Origin of the sequence: Butyrivibrio sp. AE3004 (assembly GCF_000703165.1) — a bacterium.
GTDB lineage: Bacteria > Bacillota > Clostridia > Lachnospirales > Lachnospiraceae > Butyrivibrio.
The window spans coordinates 391,493-414,874 of record NZ_JNLQ01000001.1 but is presented as its reverse complement, the minus strand read 5'-3'; the positions used below and the strand labels follow the sequence as shown (position 1 = coordinate 414,874).

At 39.6% G+C, this 23,382-nt stretch carries 21 protein-coding genes; 2 read left to right on the top strand and 19 right to left on the bottom strand.

Features of this window, described 5'->3' with window-relative positions; genetic code table 11:
• The 6 genes from BV60_RS0102115 to BV60_RS0102090 all read right to left on the bottom strand — a co-directional run bounded on the left by BV60_RS0102115 (position 1) and on the right by BV60_RS0102090 (position 5,592).
• Positions 1-1,290, bottom strand: coding sequence for a PP2C family protein-serine/threonine phosphatase (locus BV60_RS0102115; protein ID WP_029319165.1), 1,290 nt, complete (start codon positions 1,288-1,290; stop codon positions 1-3).
• On the bottom strand, positions 1,284-1,883 hold the full coding sequence (locus BV60_RS0102110) for an FHA domain-containing protein (RefSeq protein WP_029319164.1): 600 nt from the start codon (positions 1,881-1,883) through the stop codon (positions 1,284-1,286). The genes BV60_RS0102115 and BV60_RS0102110 overlap by 7 nt, the downstream gene beginning before the upstream one ends.
• A 43-nt stretch (positions 1,884-1,926) precedes the next feature.
• Positions 1,927-2,736 carry an FHA domain-containing protein gene (locus BV60_RS0102105; protein WP_029319163.1) on the bottom strand — a complete coding sequence of 270 codons (810 nt, stop codon included), beginning with the start codon at positions 2,734-2,736 and terminating at the stop codon, positions 1,927-1,929.
• A 425-nt stretch (positions 2,737-3,161) separates the two neighbouring features.
• On the bottom strand, positions 3,162-3,881 hold the full coding sequence (locus BV60_RS0102100; RefSeq protein ID WP_029319162.1) for a sulfite exporter TauE/SafE family protein: 720 nt from the start codon (positions 3,879-3,881) through the stop codon (positions 3,162-3,164).
• Positions 3,882-3,899: 18 nt separating this feature from the next.
• Positions 3,900-4,661 carry a prolyl oligopeptidase family serine peptidase gene (locus BV60_RS0102095; RefSeq protein WP_029319161.1) on the bottom strand — a complete coding sequence of 254 codons (762 nt, stop codon included), beginning with the start codon at positions 4,659-4,661 and terminating at the stop codon, positions 3,900-3,902.
• A gap of 64 nt (positions 4,662-4,725) precedes the next feature.
• Positions 4,726-5,592, bottom strand: coding sequence for a YitT family protein (locus BV60_RS0102090; protein ID WP_029319160.1), 867 nt, complete (start codon positions 5,590-5,592; stop codon positions 4,726-4,728).
• Between the two features lie 468 nt (positions 5,593-6,060).
• Here BV60_RS0102090 and BV60_RS0102085 point away from each other — a divergent pair, with 468 nt between their 5' ends.
• The gene (locus tag BV60_RS0102085) at positions 6,061-7,320 is read left to right on the top strand and encodes an IS110 family transposase (RefSeq protein ID WP_029319159.1); all 1,260 of its coding nucleotides are present in this window, start codon (positions 6,061-6,063) and stop codon (positions 7,318-7,320) included.
• 327 nt (positions 7,321-7,647) lie between these two features.
• Here the strand turns inward: BV60_RS0102085 and BV60_RS0102080 are convergent, their stop codons facing one another.
• The 6 genes from BV60_RS0102080 to BV60_RS0102055 form a co-directional block, all read right to left on the bottom strand.
• Positions 7,648-8,589 carry a hypothetical protein gene (locus BV60_RS0102080; protein ID WP_029319158.1) on the bottom strand — a complete coding sequence of 314 codons (942 nt, stop codon included), beginning with the start codon at positions 8,587-8,589 and terminating at the stop codon, positions 7,648-7,650.
• A 304-nt stretch (positions 8,590-8,893) separates the two neighbouring features.
• Positions 8,894-10,513, bottom strand: a complete 1,620-nt coding sequence (locus tag BV60_RS0102075; RefSeq protein WP_029319157.1) for an Ig-like domain-containing protein — start codon at positions 10,511-10,513, stop codon at positions 8,894-8,896.
• Between the two features lie 28 nt (positions 10,514-10,541).
• Positions 10,542-11,246, bottom strand: a complete 705-nt coding sequence (locus tag BV60_RS0102070; RefSeq protein WP_029319156.1) for a hypothetical protein — start codon at positions 11,244-11,246, stop codon at positions 10,542-10,544.
• Positions 11,247-11,315: 69 nt separating this feature from the next.
• Positions 11,316-11,447: a hypothetical protein gene (locus BV60_RS23980; RefSeq protein WP_255358073.1), complete on the bottom strand. Its 132-nt coding sequence runs from the start codon at positions 11,445-11,447 to the stop codon at positions 11,316-11,318.
• A 330-nt stretch (positions 11,448-11,777) separates the two neighbouring features.
• On the bottom strand, positions 11,778-12,005 hold the full coding sequence (locus BV60_RS0102060; protein ID WP_051656447.1) for a PD-(D/E)XK nuclease domain-containing protein: 228 nt from the start codon (positions 12,003-12,005) through the stop codon (positions 11,778-11,780).
• 185 nt (positions 12,006-12,190) lie between these two features.
• Positions 12,191-12,358, bottom strand: a complete 168-nt coding sequence (locus tag BV60_RS0102055; protein ID WP_197029489.1) for a hypothetical protein — start codon at positions 12,356-12,358, stop codon at positions 12,191-12,193.
• A 105-nt stretch (positions 12,359-12,463) separates the two neighbouring features.
• On the opposite strand from BV60_RS0102055, the gene BV60_RS0102050 reads away from it, so the two are divergent.
• Complete coding sequence (locus BV60_RS0102050) at positions 12,464-13,930, top strand: CAP domain-containing protein (protein ID WP_197029488.1); 1,467 nt, start codon at positions 12,464-12,466, stop codon at positions 13,928-13,930.
• 79 nt (positions 13,931-14,009) lie between these two features.
• Here BV60_RS0102050 and BV60_RS0102045 read toward each other — a convergent pair whose 3' ends face one another.
• From BV60_RS0102045 to BV60_RS20740, 7 genes are all read right to left on the bottom strand, one after another.
• Positions 14,010-14,504 (bottom strand): DUF2798 domain-containing protein, encoded by a 495-nt coding sequence (locus BV60_RS0102045; protein ID WP_029319152.1) that lies wholly within the window; start codon positions 14,502-14,504, stop codon positions 14,010-14,012.
• Positions 14,505-14,670: 166 nt separating this feature from the next.
• Positions 14,671-16,653, bottom strand: a complete 1,983-nt coding sequence (locus BV60_RS0102040; RefSeq protein ID WP_051656446.1) for a vWA domain-containing protein — start codon at positions 16,651-16,653, stop codon at positions 14,671-14,673.
• A 123-nt stretch (positions 16,654-16,776) separates the two neighbouring features.
• Positions 16,777-17,967, bottom strand: a complete 1,191-nt coding sequence (locus BV60_RS0102035; protein WP_051656445.1) for a Gfo/Idh/MocA family protein — start codon at positions 17,965-17,967, stop codon at positions 16,777-16,779.
• A 56-nt stretch (positions 17,968-18,023) separates the two neighbouring features.
• Entirely contained in the window at positions 18,024-18,851 is an 828-nt protein-coding gene (locus tag BV60_RS0102030) for an ABC transporter ATP-binding protein (protein WP_029319149.1), read from the bottom strand.
• Positions 18,852-19,940: a FecCD family ABC transporter permease gene (locus BV60_RS0102025; protein WP_242840925.1), complete on the bottom strand. Its 1,089-nt coding sequence runs from the start codon at positions 19,938-19,940 to the stop codon at positions 18,852-18,854.
• A gap of 56 nt (positions 19,941-19,996) precedes the next feature.
• Positions 19,997-21,118, bottom strand: coding sequence for an ABC transporter substrate-binding protein (locus BV60_RS0102020; protein WP_051656444.1), 1,122 nt, complete (start codon positions 21,116-21,118; stop codon positions 19,997-19,999).
• 125 nt (positions 21,119-21,243) lie between these two features.
• Positions 21,244-23,355, bottom strand: a complete 2,112-nt coding sequence (locus tag BV60_RS20740) for a DEAD/DEAH box helicase (RefSeq protein WP_051656443.1) — start codon at positions 23,353-23,355, stop codon at positions 21,244-21,246.
• Positions 23,356-23,382: the final 27 nt, after the last annotated feature.

The window sequence follows — 23,382 nt, the reverse complement described above, 5'->3', positions numbered from 1 at the left end:
TCAAGTTATCTCCATTAAGATACAGGTATAATTATCCTGATTTTGTTTATTCTCTGCTCGGATCATTTCATTTATCATTTGACCACTCTTCTTAAGCGGGACATCCATGGCATGACAGATATTCTCATCCCCGAGTGTTCCGTATACACCGTCACTCATAAGAAGGATTCTGTCATGCTTCTTAAGTAAAATTGGATTTGAATTCTGATCGACCAGATCTAAGTCACCCATACCTATATAGCTTGTAAGTGCCGCACGCTTGGGATTGGTCATAGCTTCCTCTAAGGACATCTCACCATTTCTGACCATCTCATCAAGCTCAGCCGCATAATTGTGATCGCGATTGAGCTGTTTAAGAGTTCCTGTTCTGTATAGATAGATGTGGCTATCTCCAACCGATATGAAGTATAGTTTATCCTTTTTCACAAGCGCAGATACAAGCGTACTTCCGCATTGTCCCTGCCTCTCTGAACCAAGTTCACGATTTACGGCGTCATTAGCACTGTCAAGAAGAGACAAAAGAAGATCTGCCGGGTTCTCATCTCCTGTTGATTGATCAAATCCCTGCAACATCTTGACAACGACAAGCTGACTCATCTTGTCACCATCCTCAAGACCTCCCATCCCATCGGCCACAATGGCAAGTATTCCCTTCTTTGTGATGTTCTCCAAATCCTCCACATCGGATATTCCAAAGGAATCCTGCTGCGCAGAACGGTTTCCGACTCCATGTACGGTAGTTATGATTGCAGGTGAATTTCTTGGCACCTTATTTATCTTCACAGATGCTCTGTCAGGATCATTTTCTGGATATTCTGTTTTCCCATAAGAATAATCCACTTCGCTATTACCTATCTTTCTCTTATTGATTACAACCAGAATTATTCCCAAAAACAGCAGAATCAGTGCTATGATTGCACCAACAATAGGGAACAGATTCCTATTTCCGCCATTTGTTATCTCAGATGATCCTGTTCCCGCAACAATCTCAGTCTGTAGCTTCTGTCCATCTTCCAATTGCTTAGTCTGTTCCTTATCCTGTATTATATCCTTTAAAGTATTGACCTCATTCTGAAATTCGGATTGTTGTTCCTCTGAAGCATCTCTGTAATCTGTTTCCTTACTAGATATATCCTCACCGTTTGATTCCGTTTCTTCTGAGTTTTCTGTATTTTCCTTATTTTCTGCCTCTTCCGAAGAATCGCTCTTCTTTCTTTCAAGTTCACCGTTTTCTTCACGGTTTGTCTTGTGAGTCAATTGTATTGTACTGTAGTTATCCGTTTTCACCATACGAAATCCTTTGAACAGAATGGCATAAATCTAACTGCGGTTTTTCCAATTATGAGTTCATCATAAGGTGCGAGCTCAACTGTCTGGAAAACTGCTTTTCCGTTTACTCTTACAATCGCCCTACCGTCTCCGGGTGAGAAAAAGAATTTGTTCTCCACAGTATCATAACTGAGAATAGCATGATTCTCCCTCGATATTGTTTCATCTCCACGGATACAGATGTCCATTCTGTCACTTCTGCCTATAAAGTTATTGTCAGCATGAACACGGTAGTCTCTGCCCTTTTCTTTACCATCAGTGCATACAAGCCAGCCAACAACAGGATCAATCCCCTTTTCTTCTTTAATCAGAGCAACAGTTCTTCCATCATCGGAATCAGAGTTATTCATCGCCTGCTGCAACGCCATAGTTTTGTCCGTACCGCCATCAGAAATAGCGCCTGTAAGTGGCATAGTCTCTGAACTACCATCTCCACCACCAAAGCTATCGAGAGGTAAGGTTGCTCCGGAATTATTTGCTCCTGAACAATAAGGACATGATGCATGTATAGACGCGTCGTAATAATGTCCGTTGGGACACTTTTTCATTTCCATATTCTGTCTCCTTTATTAGTTAATATACGGTACAAATAATCTATTAATGTTCCAAGGTAAAGAGTCTGTATCCGTTGACATCCGATATCTTCATAGAATCAGTTTTCTTATAATAATCATATTTCCAGACATAACCTGCCTGATATGCATTCTTTACACTCTCTATTGAAGACAACCCTCCACCTATCATAGTAAACAATGATGCACTTACATTTGCAGAAATCGTCGAATCTTCAATAGGTGCTGTATATTTCACACTTACCATATGTTTCCCAACAGCGCTGTAAGTAAAAGCTCCGTTTATCTCAAATTCACCCTGATGGGTAATGATAAGATCTCCATTCTCCGCGAATGACATTCGAACACCTGGATACTCTGCAACCTTCCAAGTAGTTCCTACAAGTGTCGGATATGCGTCTTTATTACTAATAACTATAGCAGCGATAATACCTATTAAAAGGACTGCAGCAATAGCCGCTATAATAGCAATAAGAGTCTTATTCTTACCTTTTTTTGCGTTTTTCCCTCCAGCTGTAGAACCTGTCCCAGCTTCACCTACAATAGAGAATAAGTTACTCTGATTACCCAGATAGAAGGTATCACCTTCCCTAACAGGAGTCGGTACATTCGGCATCAGTTTTCTACCATTTACAAAGGTTCCATACGATGACCCCAAGTCCGTCACCATGCATCCTTGCGGTGTTTGGTCAACCTTACAATGTACCCTACTAATTCCCTTTGTATTATCCGGATAGACAATCGTACATGACTGTTGATTTCTGCCAATCACTACAGTCCCATTGACCGGAATTTTCCTACCCTGATGAAAACCAGATAATCCTTGTATTTCCATACTCTCATCTCCTTTATTTTTATTGGGATAAATGCAAAAAGTATCTATACTATAAACGTTATTCCAATCATTATTAAATTACAAATTAAAAATTTATAAAGTCAAAAGGGCAGCGTAACTAACATTTATTTAACCATAGTTTTTTTCATACAAATCTTCAAAGCGTTCACGGAACTAGCAGAAATCGAGAAGCATAGGATTAGTAATATTACTTATTTTTAATGTTTTTTAACCTGGAATGCCTCCTTCACAAAAAGAAAAAAACAATATATTATAAAGTTAATATCGTTTTTACGTCATCTGCGTGCACAAAAAAACAGCAAACCATGTCTGATCTACTGCTTCATGTGGCATCTTCAAGACTGTACTTCATATTCTTCATCGTAAGTCTGCGCTGTTTTGACAGTAATCTGCACCTCTATTGCTTAAAGTATGTTCGTCAAAATCAGCGCAGTTCCTGAAATTATCAACATCACAATTACAATCTTTTTTATAATACTATCATCTATCTTCTTACTGCTGGCCATCCCTGCTCCAAGCCCCATGAGCATAAAGGGCACGAGAAACAGAGCTTTTTTAAGTGCTGCCACAGTTATTATTCCATATATACTGTATAAGATAATTCTAAAAGAATTTTCAATTATAAATACTATGCATATATTGGCTTTGAAAGCCTTTGCGTTGTCCGTAGTTCTACCTATATACGCTCCAAGCAGAGCCCCTACTCCATACAATCCGCATAGAAATCCTGACAGTACCCCTATTACCGTTAGCAGGATTTTTGATTGTTTTTCCTTTTTTGCAGCTTTTTCACGAAAAAACATTTCCAATCCAACAAGTATTACCAACACCCCAAATATTATTTTAACAACGGTAATATCTACGTTTTTGAGAAAAATTACTCCTCCCAGGCTACCAATAATCACCATAACGGCCAACGGAAGACATATTTTCCAATCTATGGATTTTCTCTCTTTCCAACTTATTATTAAATTGGTGGGATATCCAAGCACCAGCTCAACAGGCGATATGTTAATGTTTGCTGCTCCAAAACTCAGTATTGAAGTAAATACCAACGTATTGGCGAATCCACATAATCCTTTTATGTAAAAAGCGCATATAGTTGCTATAATCCAAAAAATCATCTGTTGTTTTCATACCTCTCATATATTCCTTGAAAACAGCCACTCTTTCACCTGCTCATCTCTTCCTGCAAGAACCCAGCTGCAGTGAGGATTTATTCCATACTTTTCTTTAAGTACACCAGCTTTATATTCTGTGTAGTGGAGATCCGGGTGTTTGTCTTTTAACTCTGCGTAAATATCCCGTGAGCCCAAATGTGTGCTTACTGAGCTCTTTTCTCTATATGACGCTTTTACTATAAGGTCATCTGCTGCATGGATAAGCCATATGGGTGTTTTTAGAAGGTTGTTCAAGTCTCTCCATCCTGTTGCTCCGCATATGGAAACAGCACCGGCAAACATTTCAGAATGGTACTTTAAGATTTCAAGACATCCAACTCCTCCCGCACTGTAGCCATAAATGTAAATCCTCTCAGAATCTATGTTGTCACACTTCATCATAAGTTTCTTCACCAAAGCGCATACACGATTCACATCAAGAAGTCCCGCCCAGTGCCTGCTCTTTTCGCACTGGGGAGCCAGTACATAACAAGGGTACTTCTTCTGCCAGGAATCTGTGGCAAATACAGTCCCGATATCATGCATGGAGAGCTGAAGCTCGTTGTCATCACCATAGGCATCAGCACCATGAAGGAAAACTACAAGCGGCACTTTTTCCTTGGATTCTGGCACAAAGATCCGGTATGGCAGTTTGCCCGAATAGTCAAACATACCATACTGAAACCTATCGCATAATATGCTGTTTTCATGAGATGGTTTGTCCCAGTCTGCCGGTAAACTCATGAATTCTAACTCCTTTCTTAATCATTACCCTTTATCGTTTTTTCCGGTTCAGATATTGGCTTTATTAATCATTAAAAATTCTTTCCGGCATGGATTTTGAGCGATACTGCATATCACTGACCTTATATACAGTTATAAAGGCCTGCGGATCCACTTTATCTATAAAAGCCATGAGTTTTTGAAATTCGCTTTTATCTACTATAGTAATAATTTCGTTGTGTTCCTGCATGCGATATGCACCGATAACTTTATATATACTTGCCCCACTGTGAAGCTCATTAAGTATATAATCACGGATTTCCTTTTCAAACGGGGAAACAATGCAGACTCTTCGTTTAAGCTTCTGATCAAAAATGAAGTGATCCAGAATCATACCATTGAAATATGTTCCCAAAATGCTCAGTATCAATGTCTTCGTATCGTATACAAGGATAGAAGATACTGCAACGCATAGCCCGGCAGCTGACATAGCTTTTCCAAGGTCAATCCTCAGATACTTGTTAAGGATTTTTGCTACTATATCCAACCCACCTGAGGAAGCATTTCTGTTAAATAGAATGGCTATTCCGATGCTTACAAAAAATATATAACAGAGTACGTCAAGAGTCGCATCACCTGTAAAAGATACAAAATCAGGAAAGATTTTTTCAAAGGTTCCAATCACCACTGGCAGTAAAATCGATGTATACACTGTCTTATATCCAAACTCTGCTCCACAGGTGATGAAGCCGATTATCAGCAGAAATACATTCAATATCATTGTTATCATCGATACCGGCAATGGTATAAAGTTCTTCAATACAATTGCCAGTCCGGAAATACTGCTTACCGATGCATGGCTTGGCATGAGAAAAAAGAAAACTGCGGCTCCTATTATTGTTGTAGCTAGTGTAAGAATCATTATTTCCTTTATCAGTTCGAATTTTTTCATAATAATTTAGTTTCCTTTTGGTATGTATTTGATGATGTGTTAGTCAAATTCAGTATATACAAAAAGTATTTCTATGGTAAAGCTTAAAACATCTTACTATTACGTGCAGAATGAATAGCGCATATAGTCCCTAAAATCATCTGTTGTTTTCATACTTATTAACCGTCTTTCTGTGAAAGACACCAACGGGGTTATGAAACCCTGCGTCTTTCACCATCTTCTATTTTAAAGTTTCCTGTTTTATTCTTTGTTTGTAAGGCTGACACACTACAGAACACGTGGAGGTGAGTGGCGGGGCGGTATAGCGGCTACCTCGCATACTTATATGTTGTCGGTCATCTGTAAAGGCATCAACGAATGGCGCATAACGTAGCCCGTAAACTTATCTCTTCCGAAGTTGTCTCGATTTCGCCGGATGACCAGTCACTGTCAGCATTACAACGATAAAATTTGACAGGAGGTTATCTATTGGCATTTAAAATCTTTCGAAAGAACTGCTGTGGACTTGATGTCCACAAAACCTGGATCTTTGCATGCATTGGCATTACCGATGCAAATGGCCGCACTGAGTATTTTGAGAAAAGGTTCTCATCCTTCTCAAGAGGATTGCGTGAACTTGCTGAGTGGCTTACCAAGCATCATTGCATTGATGTCTGCATGGAATCTACCGGCAAGTACTGGATACCTGTTTTTAATATCCTTGAAAAGACTTGCAATGTCGTACTTGCTCATCCCAAATATACAAAACCACAAAAAGGTAATAAGACCGACCGTAAGGACGCAAAATGGATATGTGACTTATTCATGTGCGACATGATCAAGCCTTCCTTCATTCCACCAGCTGACATCCGTCATCTTAGAGATCTGGTGAGATACCGATTCAAGATTTCCTGTATGATCACAGGTGAGAAGAATCGCGCTCTTAATTGTCTCACAGTATCAAATCTTAAACTTGATGAAGTGTTCACTGATGTATTTGGAAAATCTTCCAGATCCATAACTGAATATATTCTTAAGCATCCCGGAGAATGTTTCGATGTTTCTCCATTTGTTGACAGACGATGTAAGCATCCAATTGAAGAAATCCAGGCTGCCGTTGATGGTGCCATCTGTGAAGAACAAGCAATCAAGCTTCGCCAATGTCTGGATCACATAGATGAGTTAGAGAAACACAAGAATGAAATAGAGCGGGAAATCTTTCGTGTTTCTGATCCATACAACGATGCTCTTGCCCTGATTCGTACAGTTCCGGGTTTGGATAAAAATCCATTCACGGCAATACAGATACTTTCAGAAATAGGTGGCGATATGTCCGTCTTCCCCACAGACAAGCACCTTGTTTCCTGGGCTGGCTGCTGTCCACGCAATGACCAAAGCAATTTCAAAATCAAATCCACTAGGATTTCCCGTGCTGGTAGTTATCTTAAACCAGTATTGGTGCAAGTTGCAAATGCTTTGATCAAATCCAAGAAGCATCCTGAAATCACAGAACGTTATCGCCGTATTAAATCACATCGTGGTCACAAGAAAGCCATCATTGCCATCTGCCGTATGCTCCTGACCGCTATCTGGCACATACTCACAGATCTTAAGTCCTATACCCATGATGGTTATCTTATTCAGAAGCCTGCTGAAGAGAAGAAAACTCTTACAACAACTCAGGCTCTCAATCTATTGAAGTCCAGAGGTTTTATCATCAAAGATGATCTTGCAGAAGTGACATCGTAGATCTTTAGCCTAAATATTTAATTTTTCGACCACCTCCAGGTGGTTTATTTGTCATGCCCTAAACTTTATTCCTATCCGCTACCTCTCTGTTTCAAACTTCTCCTAAATCTTTCATTTGTCTTGGCTACATGTTTGGAAAACATTATTCCATAACACAGAAATAACCGCTTAACTTTTAATATGTACCCAGAATCCCGGAAACAAATTAAAAAGTTAAGCGGTTATTCATATATTTAATCGTATTCTTCGGCTAGTAATCTACCGATAGTACTTTCCTTGTTCACATAAAAATACTACCATTACTACTCATTATCATTATACAAATTCTCACGACTTTGTAGCCGAGGTATCTGCTTCGTGAAACAACCTATCTATATCTTCTTCCAAATAATTACCTTTCTTTGAAATCTGATAACGGATTCTATCATCCGAAATGCCTTCCTCACGCATAGATACAATGAAATCTATAGTTGCATTATCCATAACTTCCTTAGTTACTTGCTTAGTTACCTCCTCCGTAAGTTCTATATCATGCAACCTTCGTCTATCCCATTCTTTCATAAAAATCTTGGTTACCTCCGCATTTTTCTTAACGGAATTGATTATATCATCCAGCTTCCCCACTGCTTCCTGAGGTTTTTCAGGCTTCTCACCGGTTACTATATATTTCACCAAATCCTCGACAGCCTGCTTGTCAAATTTGCTATCCGGCAAATTATTCTTTCCTTTACCATAAAAGAAATAATTTACCCTACCATCATCATAGCACAAATCCGAATGTGAAGTTAGGACAGATTTTGCCTCATAATACATATCTCCTGCTCCAAACGGATCATATGACAAAACTGTAATAGACACATAATCGGGCAAATTCTCATATGGACAATTACTCTTAAGCAACTTTGAATCCACCATAGCTGAATAAAATCTCTGCCGTCTTGGTAACCCGGGCCTGTCTGCCTCTCTGTCCTCTACTTCAAAATCATAAGCAACTTCAGATGAATCTCCATCTTCTGCACCAATTAATGCATCAAATCTTACACCATGCATACCGATGTCTATACCTGTTAATATTTTTTCTCCAATAGTAGTCTTGATATTTACCTCATGCCCCACAACAGTAGATATAACAATCTTAGATACTGCTTTTGCTCTTTCCTCATCTTCCATAACACTGTTAAACAAAAAATTATTTATCAGCGTCATATCCTCAATCTTCTTTCTGGCCTCCTCATAAGTTATTGCTCTGTTCTGTCTTTCCTTTCCCATACCATTTAACTCCTGTAGTACATATCTATGAATCGATTTTAATTCCTCATTTTTTTGCATGAAGATTGAACTTCCGTCTCAACCTCATACCCATTAAACCCGCTTCACATCTACTATTATAGCATTTATGCAGAATATATGTTCGAACGAATTCTTAAGATTTTATTGAAAATAAATAGATTGTTTTGTTTGCTTTTTACATTAGCATCACTCCATACGTAACAACTCTGCGATGTTTTGTGCGTGAAAAAACTCGCTGACTATCTACAGACAATCAGCGAGTCTTTTCTCAAAATTATAGTTCTTATCCCTTGGTTTTAACAGTTTTTGTCTTAGACCACTTACTATAATATGACTGTTTTCCAAGTCTCCAAACAGCCCTTACGCGAACCTGATACTTCGTCTTTTTAGCAAGCATCGTAATCTTACGAGTAGCCTTATCTGACATAACGGTATTACTCCACCATTTTGAGCCCTTTTTCTTGTATTGGATTTCATATTTACATCCAGCAAAAACTTTTGAATTTTTGATGATAACTTTTGCGGCATGTTTACCTGACGCCTTGGTTTTAATAGTAGGAATAGCCTTCTGAACCGTATTTGCCGCCTGAACATCTGAGTCATTCGGAACGACAGATACTACGCACGTTGCTGAAACTCCATCATAGGTGGTCGCTGTAATTACTGCGTTTCCTATATCAATGGCTGTTACATAACCTGCTTCGTTGACCACTGCTACATCTGCCTGACTTGTTGTCCAGGTTATAAGCTTTTCAGTACCAGTTGGTGAAGTTACCATAGGAACAAGCTGAACACCGCCGCTTCTCTTCAATGTTACTGCTGCATTATTAAGCGAAATGCTCGGAATGACCTTGGGGATACTAGGTTGTGGAGTAGTTGTATTTCCTCCTGAGCCACTGGATCCTTCTGATTCACTTGAATTTTCTCCACCACTTTGGTTTCCTCCTCCGCTGGAACTGCCACCCCCACTTTGATTTTCTCCTCCGCTGGAATCACCTCCACCACTCGGTTTAGAAGCAGTAACAGTTACGGTACATGTTGCATGTGCTTTATCATCAGATGACCATGCTGTAATAGTTGCTGTTCCTGCACCAACAGCGATAACTTTACCATTCGATACAGTTGCCACCTTAGCATCACTAGTGGTCCATTTGCATGTAGAAGATACTGAGCTGGGAGTAACTGAAGCTGTTAATTGATGGGATTCTCCTTCTTTTAATGATAAACTTGTTGAACTGAGTTTAACCTCCGTATCTGGCGTAACTTCTTTTTTCTCAAATTGAGCTATTACACTCCAATCATACGTAGGTGCATATATATCTGTTAACACATATTCCTTCTTGTCGCTATCATAAGTCGTCTTATAGTTAGATGGATTCACAGCCAAATAATATGTATCTTTTGATACTTCAAAAGATAATGATCCACTATATATTCCTGTTCCTCCATCATATATATAGTAAGGGACATAGAAATAATCTCGAACATTCTCCCCATTAGAATTAAACAGACCATACTTAAAAAAATTTCCTTCATTGGAAGGGGTTGAACTACCGATGGTTAAAGGATATCCCACTCCTTCTGTACTTGAACTCTCTTTTTGATAAAAAATCCCTTTATTTCTTGAAGAAAAATTCAGTTTCAGAGTGCCATCTTCGGTAATCAAAACTTTATAAACAATCCATGGATAGCTTTTCTCTCCACTACCTAGCCCTGGTCCATACGTATATTCACTCAATTTGCTAATTGTTTTGGAATAATCATTATTATATGAGAGAGTTCCCTTAATATGATTCTTCCACCCATCCCAAGCTTTTGTTTCCAAACGTGTTGATAGAAATACTAAACTGAAAATCACTGCAAATGTTAATAATTTGGATATTGTTTTGAGTTTAAATCTCATAATATTACGTCTCCTCATGTTTATATTATTACTGAATCCTCATCCAACTCGATGTCTTCTTTCTTGTCGATTTATTACTTAGCGCAGATGCTGCAAAACTACAAAGTCCCGCATCAAAATCTGCGGAAGATGCTCTGTAATCAGGACTCCCATAAACTCCAAAACACAAGTCCTTATAGTCAGAAGGGAAAGATACTTCGATAGTATTGTAATATCTTGTGTATTTCCTATATTTTCTTCCATATTTCCCGCTATACACTTTTGATCTGTATATCTGCCAGCCGGTAGCTGATATTTGTACATCATTTTCTGCTAATGTAGTAAATTTTCCGGTTTTATAATCAACAAAGAGTATTCCCCACTTTTCAGTGGAACTACTCCACACTGTGCCATAAGAATACCTTCCATTTATTTTCTTTACAATCCTGTCAACATCTTTCTTTGAATAACCTTTACCATCTTTCATTACTACATTAAGCGTTACAGTTATTCTGTCATTGGCTTCTTTACGCTTAATGCTCTTAACCCTGAAAGTAAATGGCCTCAAATTTTTAAGTCCCGCAACCTGCCTATAGACTGTTACATCTTTTTCCGCCGAAAGATTGAATCTAAAACCGGATGATTTCATATTCTTGGCGTATGTCTTCATCGATGGCACATACATAAATGACATAACTAATGTAAGTACAATTACCATAGCTTTTACAAACAATCCTTGTTTTTTTAGCTGCATTCCTGATTCCTCCGTGACATAATAAACTTTTCCTATTGTGATTCTTTTGGGGCACACTAAAAAGACGCATTACAAGCATTTTGCCTGAAATGCGTCAATATTACTATAGAAAAGCATAGATATCCTATCTGTCTGTCTGTCTGTCTGTCTGTCTGTCTGTCTGTCTGTCTGTCTGTCTGTCGAAAAATGCCTCTTCTTCATAATAATGTCAACCCCTCTCGACAAAAATTATGGAACTATTGATTTAAAAAAGCAAATAAAAAAAGTATAAAGTTAAGTAAACAATTGCTGTCATTCGCATCCTAATACTGTATCGACAAAAAACTCGAATACCAGCTCTTGCCGGTTAGTAAAAAGCTCTGTTTTTTGGTAACCCAAATATAATAATCTCCTATTACTTACTCGGGTCGTAATAAATTTTTCAATAACTATTAGTTCCTAATCATCATCAGATTAGCAAAGCAATAAAAAAATGGGACAAATCTGTCATTATCCAATGTTTTTTATTGCTTTGTATATTTTAGTTTATCTTTAGTTTGATTCACTCACTTCCCAACCGATAAGTTTTCTCTCCTCGGAATCAAAAGATACTCCAATCTTGAATAGCTTTCTGGAATCAGCTACAAACGAAAGTGCATAATCCTTATCATCAATCTGGTTTAGCGCTTCTTCTGCAGATTCATCCCGTTTAAATTCAAACAAATAGATATAATCCTCTGTTTCAACCTTGCAATCTATACGACCTGTATAAGTATGCATTCCAAAAAGCCGTATTTTACCTCTTCATTATGGAAACATAGAGTATACCTCATCCTTCTTTCATCATAATCAGAAATTGTCAGATATCCCGTCTGATATAAAAGCGGAACAGGATCAAGGGTATCTCCGGAATAATCCTTAAGTATCGCCTCACTGGTAAAAATAGCTTTATTAGTTAATTTCCTTTAATCGAAATTACTCTCCCTGCTCTTATCAAAAAGAAATGTAGGTGTTCCTGTTTCAAACCAATATGATCCAAATTCTTCATTGAAGAACGAATTTAAAATACTATAAGGATTATAGGTCTGTAATCTTAGCATTCTCATGCCAAATTGCACTTTATAAACCTTCATAACAGCAGTAAAATAAACTTCAACGGGCAACATTGCCCACAATTTCTGATTCTGCGAGGAATAATCATTATGAAAAATACCCTTAAATCAATATTTACAATAACTTTGGCAGTACTAATTATGGCAACTTCCATGCAGGGTATTCAAACTTTTGCGGCAGACACAATAGTCACGCTCCCTGTCACCGGCACATATGAACAGACCAGTGCACGCGCTATGCTGGATTCCATAAACGATTTCAGAACCGGATCGGAAGCATGGTATTGGAACAATACAGATACAGAAAAAATCCAGTGCAAAGATCTTCCGAAACTTGAATATGACTACGACCTTGAAAAAACAGCAATGTTACGAGCCATGGAAATAGCTGTTTACTATTCGCATACGAGACCAAATGGTAAGGCTCCCTTTTCAGCATATTCCAAGTTCATGAGCGCCGGTGAGAACATCGCCTACGGATTCCCAACCGCATCAGCTGTATTCGAAGCATGGAAAGAAGATGATTTTAGTTATTCCGGACAGGGGCATCGCAGAAATATGCTTAGTTCTGCAAATACCTGCGTTGCAATAGGACATGTTGTGCGTAATGGAGTGCATTTCTGGGTTCAGGAATTCCGTTCTCCCACTGTTTCTACTACCGAAACGAAAGTCCTTAATGATAAGGAAACTGTAGATATAGATTTTCTCTCGTCTAAACTCGAGTATAAAGCAGCACCTTCCGTCATCAATGTGACATATGGTGAAAGTTATGACTTAACTACTATCAAGGAGAATGTTTACTATCAAGGCAGAAGCTATGGTAATGGTGCCATTCTCACAAAGGCCATAGATACATTTACTGTGTCCGATAACTCGGTCATTGAAGTTTCCGGGACCACGCTCACAGGCAAAAATGCCGGATCTGCCGATTTGAAAGGAAAGCTCTCAAATGGAACTGATTTTTCTATTCCTGTAACTATTGAAGCTGTAAATATTTATTCCGCAAATTGTTCGGATATTTCAGACCAGACAAGTACAGGTGCACCGTTAACTCCACAAGTTATGCTAACCTACAAAGACAAGACGCTTACTAAGGACACGGATTACACTTTAACGTACTCAAACAACATTGATGCCGGATATGGCAAAATTAGTATAGAAGGCATCGGTAACTTTACCGGATTAAAAACTGTCTACTTTCTGATTAAAAATCCTCCAAAAGAGGAAAAAAAGGATACCGATAGTAATGCCAATTGGTCTAAAAACAACGAGAGTTCTAATGACACCACAAATAAGGATGTAGCCACGGCTCCCACCAATGTACAATCATTTTCCCTTACCAAGGCTAAGAAGAGCTTTTCAGTCAACTGGTACAGCAATTCAAAAGCAGATGGATACGAAATACAGTATGCTACTAACAAAAAGTTTACCGGAAGTAAGATTAAGACTTGCAAAGCATCCAAAAGCTCTCTTAAAATCAAGAAGCTCAAATCCGGCAAAAAATATTATGTACGTATTCGTTCTTTTAAGAAGACTGGTGATAAAAAGCTCTACTCTACATGGAGCAAGATTAAAAAGGTAAAAGTGAAATAGCTTTAAAACAAAAGGACCATTTGACAGTACACATTATACTGTCAAATGGTCTTTTACCTATTATAGATTGCTTAAATTATTAGCCTTTACATTCAATTATTTCTTTTCTGGAAAATTTATTCACAAAAAAGCCAAATACATTTCTAACCAGGGGCCCTGCGAAGAATATCTGCCAGCAGAGGGCCATCGGAAAGTTCTTAACTGTTGTCTGAAGCCACACTGCAATGAACTCGGAACCGGCATCCTTGAAAAGGATTGTAGCTACAAGGCTCATCATAGGACACATCAGACATACGCTCATGGCAGAGATACCCAGAATAATCATTATCATAGGATCCTTTCCCGGAGTAACAAATCTAAATGCCAGCTTCTGAGCAAGCTTTCCGACAAATAACAGTTCTATTAAAACTGCCACCGGCAACATGATAAGCATTTCCTTAAATGCTGCAAGAAAAATGAAGTTCTGCATGCCTCCTACATTAAGAGAAATATTGTAGCAGATCATTGCATAAACCATGACAAAAGCCATAAAAATAGTGAAAATAACATCTTGAAACTTGTTCTGTGGTAACATACCTGGGATTCTCCTTTCATTTCTCAGGGGAAGACCTCGGGCGTGTTGTTCGTTTGCACCACACAGTGTTACGTTTCCAATGTTACCGGCTCTACATCTTCAAAAATAAATTTATATGACAAGCCATGATTATATCAGAAAAAAATTTTTCGTGTAATACCCTGTTTCAAAATCCATCTGTAAATTCATCAGCAATCCCGTAATAATCATCATAGCCATCTGTATTTGATGTATTGACATCATTATCACAAGATACATTTTCTTGATAATCCGAAATATACTGTGAAGGATCTTTGCCAACCTTCTTTACCATATACAGGAACTCGAGTTTTGCTGTGTTATCAGCCACTCCTGAAAGGCCTTTAAGTCTGTTGTATACAGAGTCATAGGTAGTTGTTCCCTTGTTCTCTGAATTTCTCATAAGCATACCAAACTGTGCGACTCCGCATGCCCATGAAGTATCATCGTCCATAGTCTCTTCGAGCATATCGTATGTTACGGGATATTCCCTAAGGACGCTTTCAGATGCTTCAGGCGCTTTGTATCTGATGTTTACAGTAAGAAGCTCTCCGGAAGGATCTTTTGAGGTTTCTTTTTCATTTTTCTGATATTTTGACTGTACCTTGGGCATATCCATTGCTGAACCTGCGGGAACTATCTCATAGAGGACAGTAACACACTGATTTGAGCCTATTTCACCGCCGTCCTTTGTATCATCAGCAAAATCCTCAGCAGCCATCTTTCTGTTCTCATATCCAACGAGGCGATATCCTTCCACTGTTTCCGGATTGAACTCAACCTGAAACTTTGTATCCTTTGCAACCGTGTAAATTGTTGACCAGAGCTCGTTCTTTAAAACACGCTCTGCCTCATCGGGGCAGTCAATATATGCATAATTACCGTTTCCATGATCGGCAAGGGCTTCCATCTTGTCATCCTGATAATTGCCTGTACCAAAGCCGAGGCAAGAGAACATAACTCCTGTTTCCCTCTCTTTTTCAATAAGCTCTATAAGTCCTGCTTCAGATGTTGTTCCTACGTTAAGATCTCCGTCTGTTGCCAGGATTACGCGGTTATTTCCTCCTTCGATAAAGTTATTTTCAGCAATCTTGTAGGCAGTAATGATTCCTTCGCTTCCGTTTGTTGAACCGCCTGCCTCAAGCCTGTCGATCATGTCCTTAATTTTTGAATGCTTATCTCCTGATACACCCTCCGCAACAACTTCGGAAGAGCCTGCGTATGTTACTATTGAAACACGGTCATTCTCATCAAGCCCATCGGTGAGTACTTTAAAAGCCTCCTGAACAAGCGGAAGCTTATCAAAATCGTACATTGAGCCTGAGGTATCAATAAGGAAAACTATATTACTTCCTTTCTCAGGGGTAGATTCCTCTGTTTTTAAACCGATTTTCAGAAGAAGTGTATCTTCGTTCCATGGACAGGGATTAAGAGTTGTTGTTACACCAAATTTTTCCCCGTTTTCCGGATCCTTGTAATCATATTTAAAATAATTCACCATCTCTTCTATACGGATGGCATCGTTGTCTATACCGTATCCATACCAGTCATATTCATGGCCAAGAATTTTTCTGCGAAGATTTGAATACACTGCAGTGTCTGTGTCAGCACCAAATGTTGAAAAGGGCTGCGTGCTTACTGATGTAAACCCGGACTCCGAAATTTTCCTGTATGACTCGGTATCCCAGATAACAGGTTCTTCGAAGGCACCCGGTTCTTCTACGCAGGCTTCTTCATACGTATCCTCGCATGCTGCCTCACAGCTTTCCTCTACTGCTGCTTCAGTTGCCATTGCTGCCGAATCACAGCTCTTTGATGCACCGAATAAACTACTTATACCATTTATAATACCCGGGGCAGATGCTGCAGTATCTGCTTCTTCATATGACCTTCCCTTTTTAAGGTAGTCCTCATATGCTTCTCCTGCATTATTAACAAGCTTATCCATTTCAGATGATGATTTAGCAGGTTTTTCCTCTTCTTTTTTCCCGGTTTGGGCAGTATCTTTATCATCCTGCTCTGTACCCTGTTCCTGTACAGACTGATTATTTTCCGGGACTGTCGGCTGTGCGCAGGCTGTGAGTGTTATTGATGCTACAAGTGCAAGTACCAGTAATGTTTTTCTTTTCATATTTGTTTCCTCCTCAAATTAAAGGTTTTTATTTACTTCTCTGCTATATATACAGATGAGGAAACATATATGTTGCAAAAAGACCAAAAAATTTTAAAAAAATTACAAATCTCAAAGTAATCATTACACAAGTGACAGCTCTGCATCAGCTCTGAGCGTGCCGTCAAACATGGAAGAATAGAATCCCGGCTTTAATGGTTCAACCTCTGCTCTTGATTTAAGTTCATAAACTTTTCCTGATTTGATCGATTCATCAAGTCCGAGAAGTACTTCCATGCAATGATATCCATACTCTTTACTGAGTCTGTTTTTCCTACCCTGCCTGATGGCATATGCCAGATCTGCAACGCCCACTCCGCGGTGACCGTATCCGTCAAAAGGTTTTGGATCTCCCAACATATTTTTACCGTTAAAACCATGTGTAAAAGGCATTTTCACGGGTTCATTTTCCGGAAGAGATATTGTTATTTCACCATCAAACCTGTTTGGATCTCCAAGCTCCATATTGCCTCTGGTACCAAACAGTTCAAATCTGGTCTTCTCACCTCCGACATTGTTTCCGTTAAAATGAATTGAAACAAGCACTCCGCTCTCAAATTCCAATGCTCCGCAAAGTACATTTGTACCGGGAATCTGCCAGGAATCCGGATTGCCTTTTACAAACAAAAGCTGCTTATCATGAATCAGGGCAGGTGCACCAAAACCTGAAACCCTTTTCACACTGCCAAGTAATGTAATCAGTGCACCTATATAGTAAATTCCCGCATCGTAAGGTATTGCTCCACCTTCCTGCTGTAAAAATCTGAAAAGCTCAGACATAAGACACTGATCACGGTTTACACTGACAAAGCCACTAGTAATCCCGCCTATAAGACCGGAATCAAGGTAATGCCTTGCTGTCTGTATGCCGGCCCCAAGAACCGTGTCAGGCGCCACCGCTATCAGCAGATTCTTATCATCGGCAATCTTCATAAGCTCTTCGGCTTCCTCAAGCTTTGTTGTAAACATTTTCTCTGTATATACGTGTTTTCCTGCCTCAAGCATCTGTTTTACTATTGAATAATGCACATCCGCAGGTGTAAGGTTTACAACCAGCTCAATATCTTGAGAAGCTGCAACCTCATCTATTGTCATAACCCTGTCTATCCCATAAATATTGGCTTTTTCTTTGGCTCCATTTACTGAGCGATTGGCTATTGCCGCAAGATCAATGATATCGAACAGCTCTTTCAGATTACGAATGTATATATCGCTGATCATTCCGCAACCAATAACTGCTGTTTTAACCTTTTTAAACTTATGTATAGAACTCATCTCGGATACCCTCCTCATCTATAAAAAAATGTTTTATCCGCCTTATACATTCATTGCTATAATAACTGCTGCATATTGAATCTTTGCAGATACTCCACAACATTAAAATCGTAGGTTCTTTCCAAAAGCTCTTTTGTCAGAATTTCTTCCTTTTTTCCGGAAGCCAGGATTCGTCCTTTTGAGATAAAAGCTATTTCGTCAGCCAAATACCGGGCGACATTTATATCATGAAAAACCCCTATTATGGTAGGCTTATACTCTCTTTTTCCGACCATTTTCACAGGCTTTTGCCGCCATTCCAGAAGATAGTCAAAAAGCTCCGCCTGTATCTTCATATCAATGTGATTCATAGGTTCATCGAGAATCATCACCGGACTCCCCTGCGCTATACATCTTGCCAGCATAACTCTCTGGAGCTGTCCTCCTGACAATGTGGTTATCTGCTTATCTGCTATATCAGTAAGTCTCAGTTTTTCAAGCGTCTCATCCACAATCTCCTTATCTACCGCGCCTGCCCCCGAAAAGAATGTACTTCCGTGAACATAACGTCCCTGCATCACTGTCTCATATACACTGTATGAAAAGTACACCTGAGACATCTGTGAGAAAAAGGAAATGTATGATGCAATCTCCTTGCGCTTCAAATCATGTATGTTTTTTCCGTCAAGCAGGATCTCTCCATAAGATGGAAGCATACCTGCAATCACTCGAAGGAGCGTTGTCTTACCGCAGCCATTAGGACCCAGAAGACACACGCTGTGCCCCTCCTTTATTTCAAGAGAAATGTCCTTTATGATCAGTTGCTCATCTTGAGGCTTCCTGTTTTTTCTGTTTTTCACATATCCTGCTGATACGCCCTTTAATTCAATGATTTTTTCGCCCATTCAGGTCCTCCTCTTATAATATACCCAGAGGAAAAACGGAGCTCCCACAAAGGCCGTAATCGCGCCTATTGGTATCTCCTGTGGTGCCATAAGGGTTCTTGCAAGCAGATCGCAGATTGTCATAAACGCTCCACCTAGTATAAGGCTCATAGGAACTACAACCTTATGTGCGGAACCGTATATCCGTCTTACTATATGAGGAATCGTCAGATCCACAAAGCCTATAACACCTGTAAAACATACTGATACTCCCGTGAGAAATGAGGCCAGAATAAGAAGAATAATCTTGGTCCTTTTATTATCAACTCCTACCGCTTGGGCCTCCTCATCGCCAAAGGAAAGAATATCAAGCTCCCTGTGAAAAAGCATGATAAGTATCATTCCGATGATAAGACATACAAAGATAACAGCCACATGAGCAAAACGTCTGCCCGAAAAAGTCCCAAGCTGCCATAAGATAAGTCTTTGCATGTGACTCTTGTTCAGTGCACTGAGCATAGTCATAATCGCATTTACAAAAAGTGAAAATATCATTCCGAATAGAATGATTGTGTGATTTTTAAATCCCGAATCAAGGCCGGTTGCGACTAATATAACAAGAAGGACAGTCAAAAGTCCGCATCCAAAGCCTACCGCCGGAAGCAGAAAATATCCGAGAAATGCTCCACCAATTCCCGTAATAATTACTATTGCAGCACCGAGACATGCTCCGGATGATACCCCGAGTGTGTATGAGGATGCTAACGGATTCTGAAGTATAGACTGTATTACTGCTCCGCTGACCGCAATGGCTCCTCCTACAAAAAAAGCACAAAGTGCCCTTGGAATTCTTATCTCCCACAGGATAGAAATAAGCGAAGGATCGACGGATTCCTTTACCGCACTGCCTGACAGCTTTGCCATGATTATCGAAAAAGTATCGGTTAGCTGTATATTCACGCTTCCAAGGCAAATTCCCATCAAAAGAGCTATAATTCCTACGATAAATGCTGCTATGATTTTTAATGTGTTTTTTCCTGAATTATAAGTCATATTTTTTTCTATACAGAACGCAGGATTTCTAAAAGCTTTTTTCATCTTTGCGTTCATAAAGTCAAAAAAGAAAAAAGTTCTGCTACCTTTTAATGATAGCAGAACTCCTTTCATTATTCAGCACCGTTTAGTGCAACATTCTCATATTTTTCAGGGTAAATGTATTTGGCCATCTCAAGCATGACATCCATTACATGTTGATTTGGCTGGTTAACCGCATCACTACTAAGCTGATATACTTCTGAATTTTTAATCGCAGTAACATTTTCCCAACCGGTTGTATTAAGTATAGTGTTTATAACATCCGGTGTGTACATATCTGCTGTAAGAATTACATCGGGGTTAGCTGCAACTGCTGCTTCCTCTGAGAGTGCCGGCCACTGCTCGGCTTCTGATGCAGCAACGTTCTTAGCTCCGATAGTTTCAAGCATTTCATTGATGTAGGTTCCGTTTCCTGCCGTGTAAATAATCGGATTATCAGCTGAGGGAGTGAAAAGCTCAAAAAGAACGTTCTTCTTTTCATCCTCGGAAATACTGTTTCCGATTTCAGAAAGCTCATCTATCTTTCTCTGCATATCATCCGCAATTGCCTGTGCTGCATCTACCTCACCTACGCACTGTCCGATGAAGGTTATGTCCTTCTCAATATCATTAAGAGATGCACTGCTGGGAATATCAGCTATGCAAACACCTGTCTCGCGAACAGTCTCAAATACGTCAATGCCCTGGCTTGCGCTCATTCCTGATGTAAATATGATGTCAGCTTTAAGTGCAATGATCTGCTCCTGATCCGGCGTCATCATATCGAACTGGGGAATATCGGCTTTGAGCTCTGATCCATAGCTTGCAAATGAATTGGTGTCACATGCGACTATCTTATCTGCAAGGCCAAGATCTATAAGAATTCCAGTTGTAGATGGTGCCATTGAAACAATGCGCTCTACAGTCTCAGGAACTGTGATTTCATTACCGCTTCTGTCTGTAGACACAGTGCCTGCAACTTCTGCATCCCCGTTTTCTGCCCCGGCAACCTCATTTTCATTGCTCTCCGGTTCTTTATCTTCTACAGCATTGTTTTCAGCATCTGTATCTGCAGCAGCCTCTTCCGAAGCTGACTCTTCCGATACAGATTCTGTACTCTCTGCCTTAGTGTCTGCTGTCTTATCTGCGCCACAGCCTATTGCAGAAAGTGCCAGCATGCACCCCATCATAATTGCTACAAGTCTTTTTTTCATAATGTCTCCTTTTTCGAGAATTGGTTATTCTCATTTTTGTGTAAGATTCTTTTGCCTCAAATATAATAACCATTGTTCCCGAAAAAATCAAAAAACAATTTTGCCTGTTACACCCATGTGAAAAATTATGACTTCTTATATCTGTGTCTTTTTCGATAGCATTCCTGACACATATTGAATCTGAAAGACCATTTAAGCTTCTTTCCACAATAAATACAGGTTTTCATACTAAGATTCTGCTTATCAAGGATTTTAAACATTTTTTCGGATATACGTCTCTTTTCCTCAAGAATTCCCGAAAGATCATCCTCTTTTCCGAAAAATCGGGTGAAAGCATAAAGGAAATCATATACCGCACTGCTTATTTCAAGCATCTGCAGAGCATCCTTTTCATCCTCATCCACATTTTCTGCCCTGTAATCATCCATGGTTCTTTTAAGATCCGGCACCCTGCCCTCAGCAAGAACACTGTAAAAATCCAAGTACACTCCAAAGGTCTCCCTGCTGTCCGGATTAGTCGGAATCCTGATGAACTGCCTTATCAGTTCACGCTTATCAGCGATCTGCTCAAGAGCCACTGCAATCTTTATCTTTTCGGAAATATCCCCTTTATCATAAAAATCACTCGCCGGTATCTCATTCCACATCTCGAGTATGGTTGATACTTTTCCGTTCTTTCCCAGAAATTCCTCGGGTATGCTTATCATAGCTTTGTCTATGGGCCTTACCTTTTTATTAAGCAGTTTTTCTATCATCTCATAGTCAAAATATGATGTCACATAGCCTGTATCATATATTCCGTATCTTCCCGCACGGCCGGCAATCTGCTTTACCTCCGAAGCATTAAGCCGTCTGTCGTCTTTTCCGTCGAACTTCATGGTCTGCAAAAATACTATGCGTCTTATTGGCAGATTCATTCCCATTCCTATCGCATCAGTTGCAACGACCACTTTTGTCTCGCCACTTGCAAACTTACCGGCCTCACGATGCCTCACATCGTATGGTAATGCGCCATAGATCACGCTGCAATTAATCCCCTTGTCCTGGAGTTCTGCCGCTACGCTGTGTACGTCTCTTCTGGTAAAAACAATAAGCGCATCACCATCCCTTACATCCTCGGGAAATCTAAAGTCCATGGCATATTTATCCATAACAAGCGGCGTCATTCGCTTATGATACATAATCTCATACGTATCCCCGCAGGATAGCACCATCTTCTTCAAGGCTTCTTCCGCATCCGGTGAAGCACAGACATGTATGATCTTTGCCCTGATCCCAAGTATAGCGGCAGTCCACGATCCACCTCTTTGCTCATCAGCTATCATCTGGGCTTCATCGATTACAGCCATATCCCATTCTTCTCTGATATCGAGCATCTCAATGGTGGAGGATTGATGAAAAGCTCCCGGCATAAGTATCCTCTCTTCACCGGTTATCATTGCACAGGGAACGCCCTCACGGTTCATTCTTTCATATTGCTCATAGGCAAGTAGCCTAAGCGGTGCAAGATAAATGCCACTATCTGCCTTCTTTAGTTCTTCCATTGCCTGATAAGTTTTTCCGGAATTCGTTGGTCCGATATGGATTATAAATCTTCTCTCCATCTGCCTTGCAAGCGGAAACAGCATTGTCAGATCATCCGGTGTGGAAGATTGAATATTTTCGTATAGAAGCTTCTTTGCTTCCATAACCTTCTTGATACGCTTAGTAAGATATGTATAGTTTGGATTATGATCGAATTGTTCAAAGACTACCTGCTCCGAAAGATTTTCCCTTAGATAATATATAATATCCTTAATTTTTCCGGTCTCGCGCAGGTGCTTCATTATGATCTTGGAAGCAACCTTTTCCCTGCTGTCAGTTGCAAAGGTCACTATTTTCTCATCCTCAGCCTCCATCAAGAATTCATAAATTATATGCGAAAACTGAGGGAATGTTTCATGTATGTTTGTAGCGTTAAGCTTTTCGGAAAGCCGGCTGCAGAACTTTTCTATATTACCCCTGTACAGCTCCTGCTTCTGCATTTTTCCGTAAGCAGTTTTTCCGTCCATGAAAAACCTGTCATTTTGCAAGGACTTAAGACATGCTGACAGTACTCCCCGCTTTATGACAGATATATTTTTTTCCCAATATTCATTAAACTCATTCTCAGGAAAAATATTCCTTGCATGAGTTATTTCATTTTTAAGCTTTGCTCTTTTTCTGGCAAATCTGTGCTGATATTTTTTTGATGACATACATTCTCCTCGCTAAGCATATTTTAC

Bases quoted from the DNA above. Each gene is read 5' to 3' on its own strand.
- BV60_RS0102115 (WP_029319165.1), bottom strand. From the start codon at position 1,290: ATGGTGAAAACGGATAACTACAGTACAATACAATTGACTCACAAGACA.
- BV60_RS0102110 (WP_029319164.1), bottom strand. From the start codon at position 1,883: ATGGAAATGAAAAAGTGTCCCAACGGACATTATTACGACGCGTCTATA.
- BV60_RS0102105 (WP_029319163.1), bottom strand. From the start codon at position 2,736: ATGGAAATACAAGGATTATCTGGTTTTCATCAGGGTAGGAAAATTCCG.
- BV60_RS0102100 (WP_029319162.1), bottom strand. From the start codon at position 3,881: ATGATTTTTTGGATTATAGCAACTATATGCGCTTTTTACATAAAAGGA.
- BV60_RS0102095 (WP_029319161.1), bottom strand. From the start codon at position 4,661: ATGAGTTTACCGGCAGACTGGGACAAACCATCTCATGAAAACAGCATA.
- BV60_RS0102090 (WP_029319160.1), bottom strand. From the start codon at position 5,592: ATGAAAAAATTCGAACTGATAAAGGAAATAATGATTCTTACACTAGCT.
- BV60_RS0102080 (WP_029319158.1), bottom strand. From the start codon at position 8,589: ATGGGAAAGGAAAGACAGAACAGAGCAATAACTTATGAGGAGGCCAGA.
- BV60_RS0102075 (WP_029319157.1), bottom strand. From the start codon at position 10,513: ATGAGATTTAAACTCAAAACAATATCCAAATTATTAACATTTGCAGTG.
- BV60_RS0102070 (WP_029319156.1), bottom strand. From the start codon at position 11,246: ATGCAGCTAAAAAAACAAGGATTGTTTGTAAAAGCTATGGTAATTGTA.
- BV60_RS23980 (WP_255358073.1), bottom strand. From the start codon at position 11,447: ATGAAGAAGAGGCATTTTTCGACAGACAGACAGACAGACAGACAGACA.
- BV60_RS0102060 (WP_051656447.1), bottom strand. From the start codon at position 12,005: ATGCATACTTATACAGGTCGTATAGATTGCAAGGTTGAAACAGAGGAT.
- BV60_RS0102055 (WP_197029489.1), bottom strand. From the start codon at position 12,358: ATGAAGGTTTATAAAGTGCAATTTGGCATGAGAATGCTAAGATTACAG.
- BV60_RS0102045 (WP_029319152.1), bottom strand. From the start codon at position 14,504: ATGTTACCACAGAACAAGTTTCAAGATGTTATTTTCACTATTTTTATG.
- BV60_RS0102040 (WP_051656446.1), bottom strand. From the start codon at position 16,653: ATGAAAAGAAAAACATTACTGGTACTTGCACTTGTAGCATCAATAACA.
- BV60_RS0102035 (WP_051656445.1), bottom strand. From the start codon at position 17,967: ATGAGTTCTATACATAAGTTTAAAAAGGTTAAAACAGCAGTTATTGGT.
- BV60_RS0102030 (WP_029319149.1), bottom strand. From the start codon at position 18,851: ATGGGCGAAAAAATCATTGAATTAAAGGGCGTATCAGCAGGATATGTG.
- BV60_RS0102025 (WP_242840925.1), bottom strand. From the start codon at position 19,940: ATGAACGCAAAGATGAAAAAAGCTTTTAGAAATCCTGCGTTCTGTATA.
- BV60_RS0102020 (WP_051656444.1), bottom strand. From the start codon at position 21,118: ATGAAAAAAAGACTTGTAGCAATTATGATGGGGTGCATGCTGGCACTT.
- BV60_RS20740 (WP_051656443.1), bottom strand. From the start codon at position 23,355: ATGTCATCAAAAAAATATCAGCACAGATTTGCCAGAAAAAGAGCAAAG.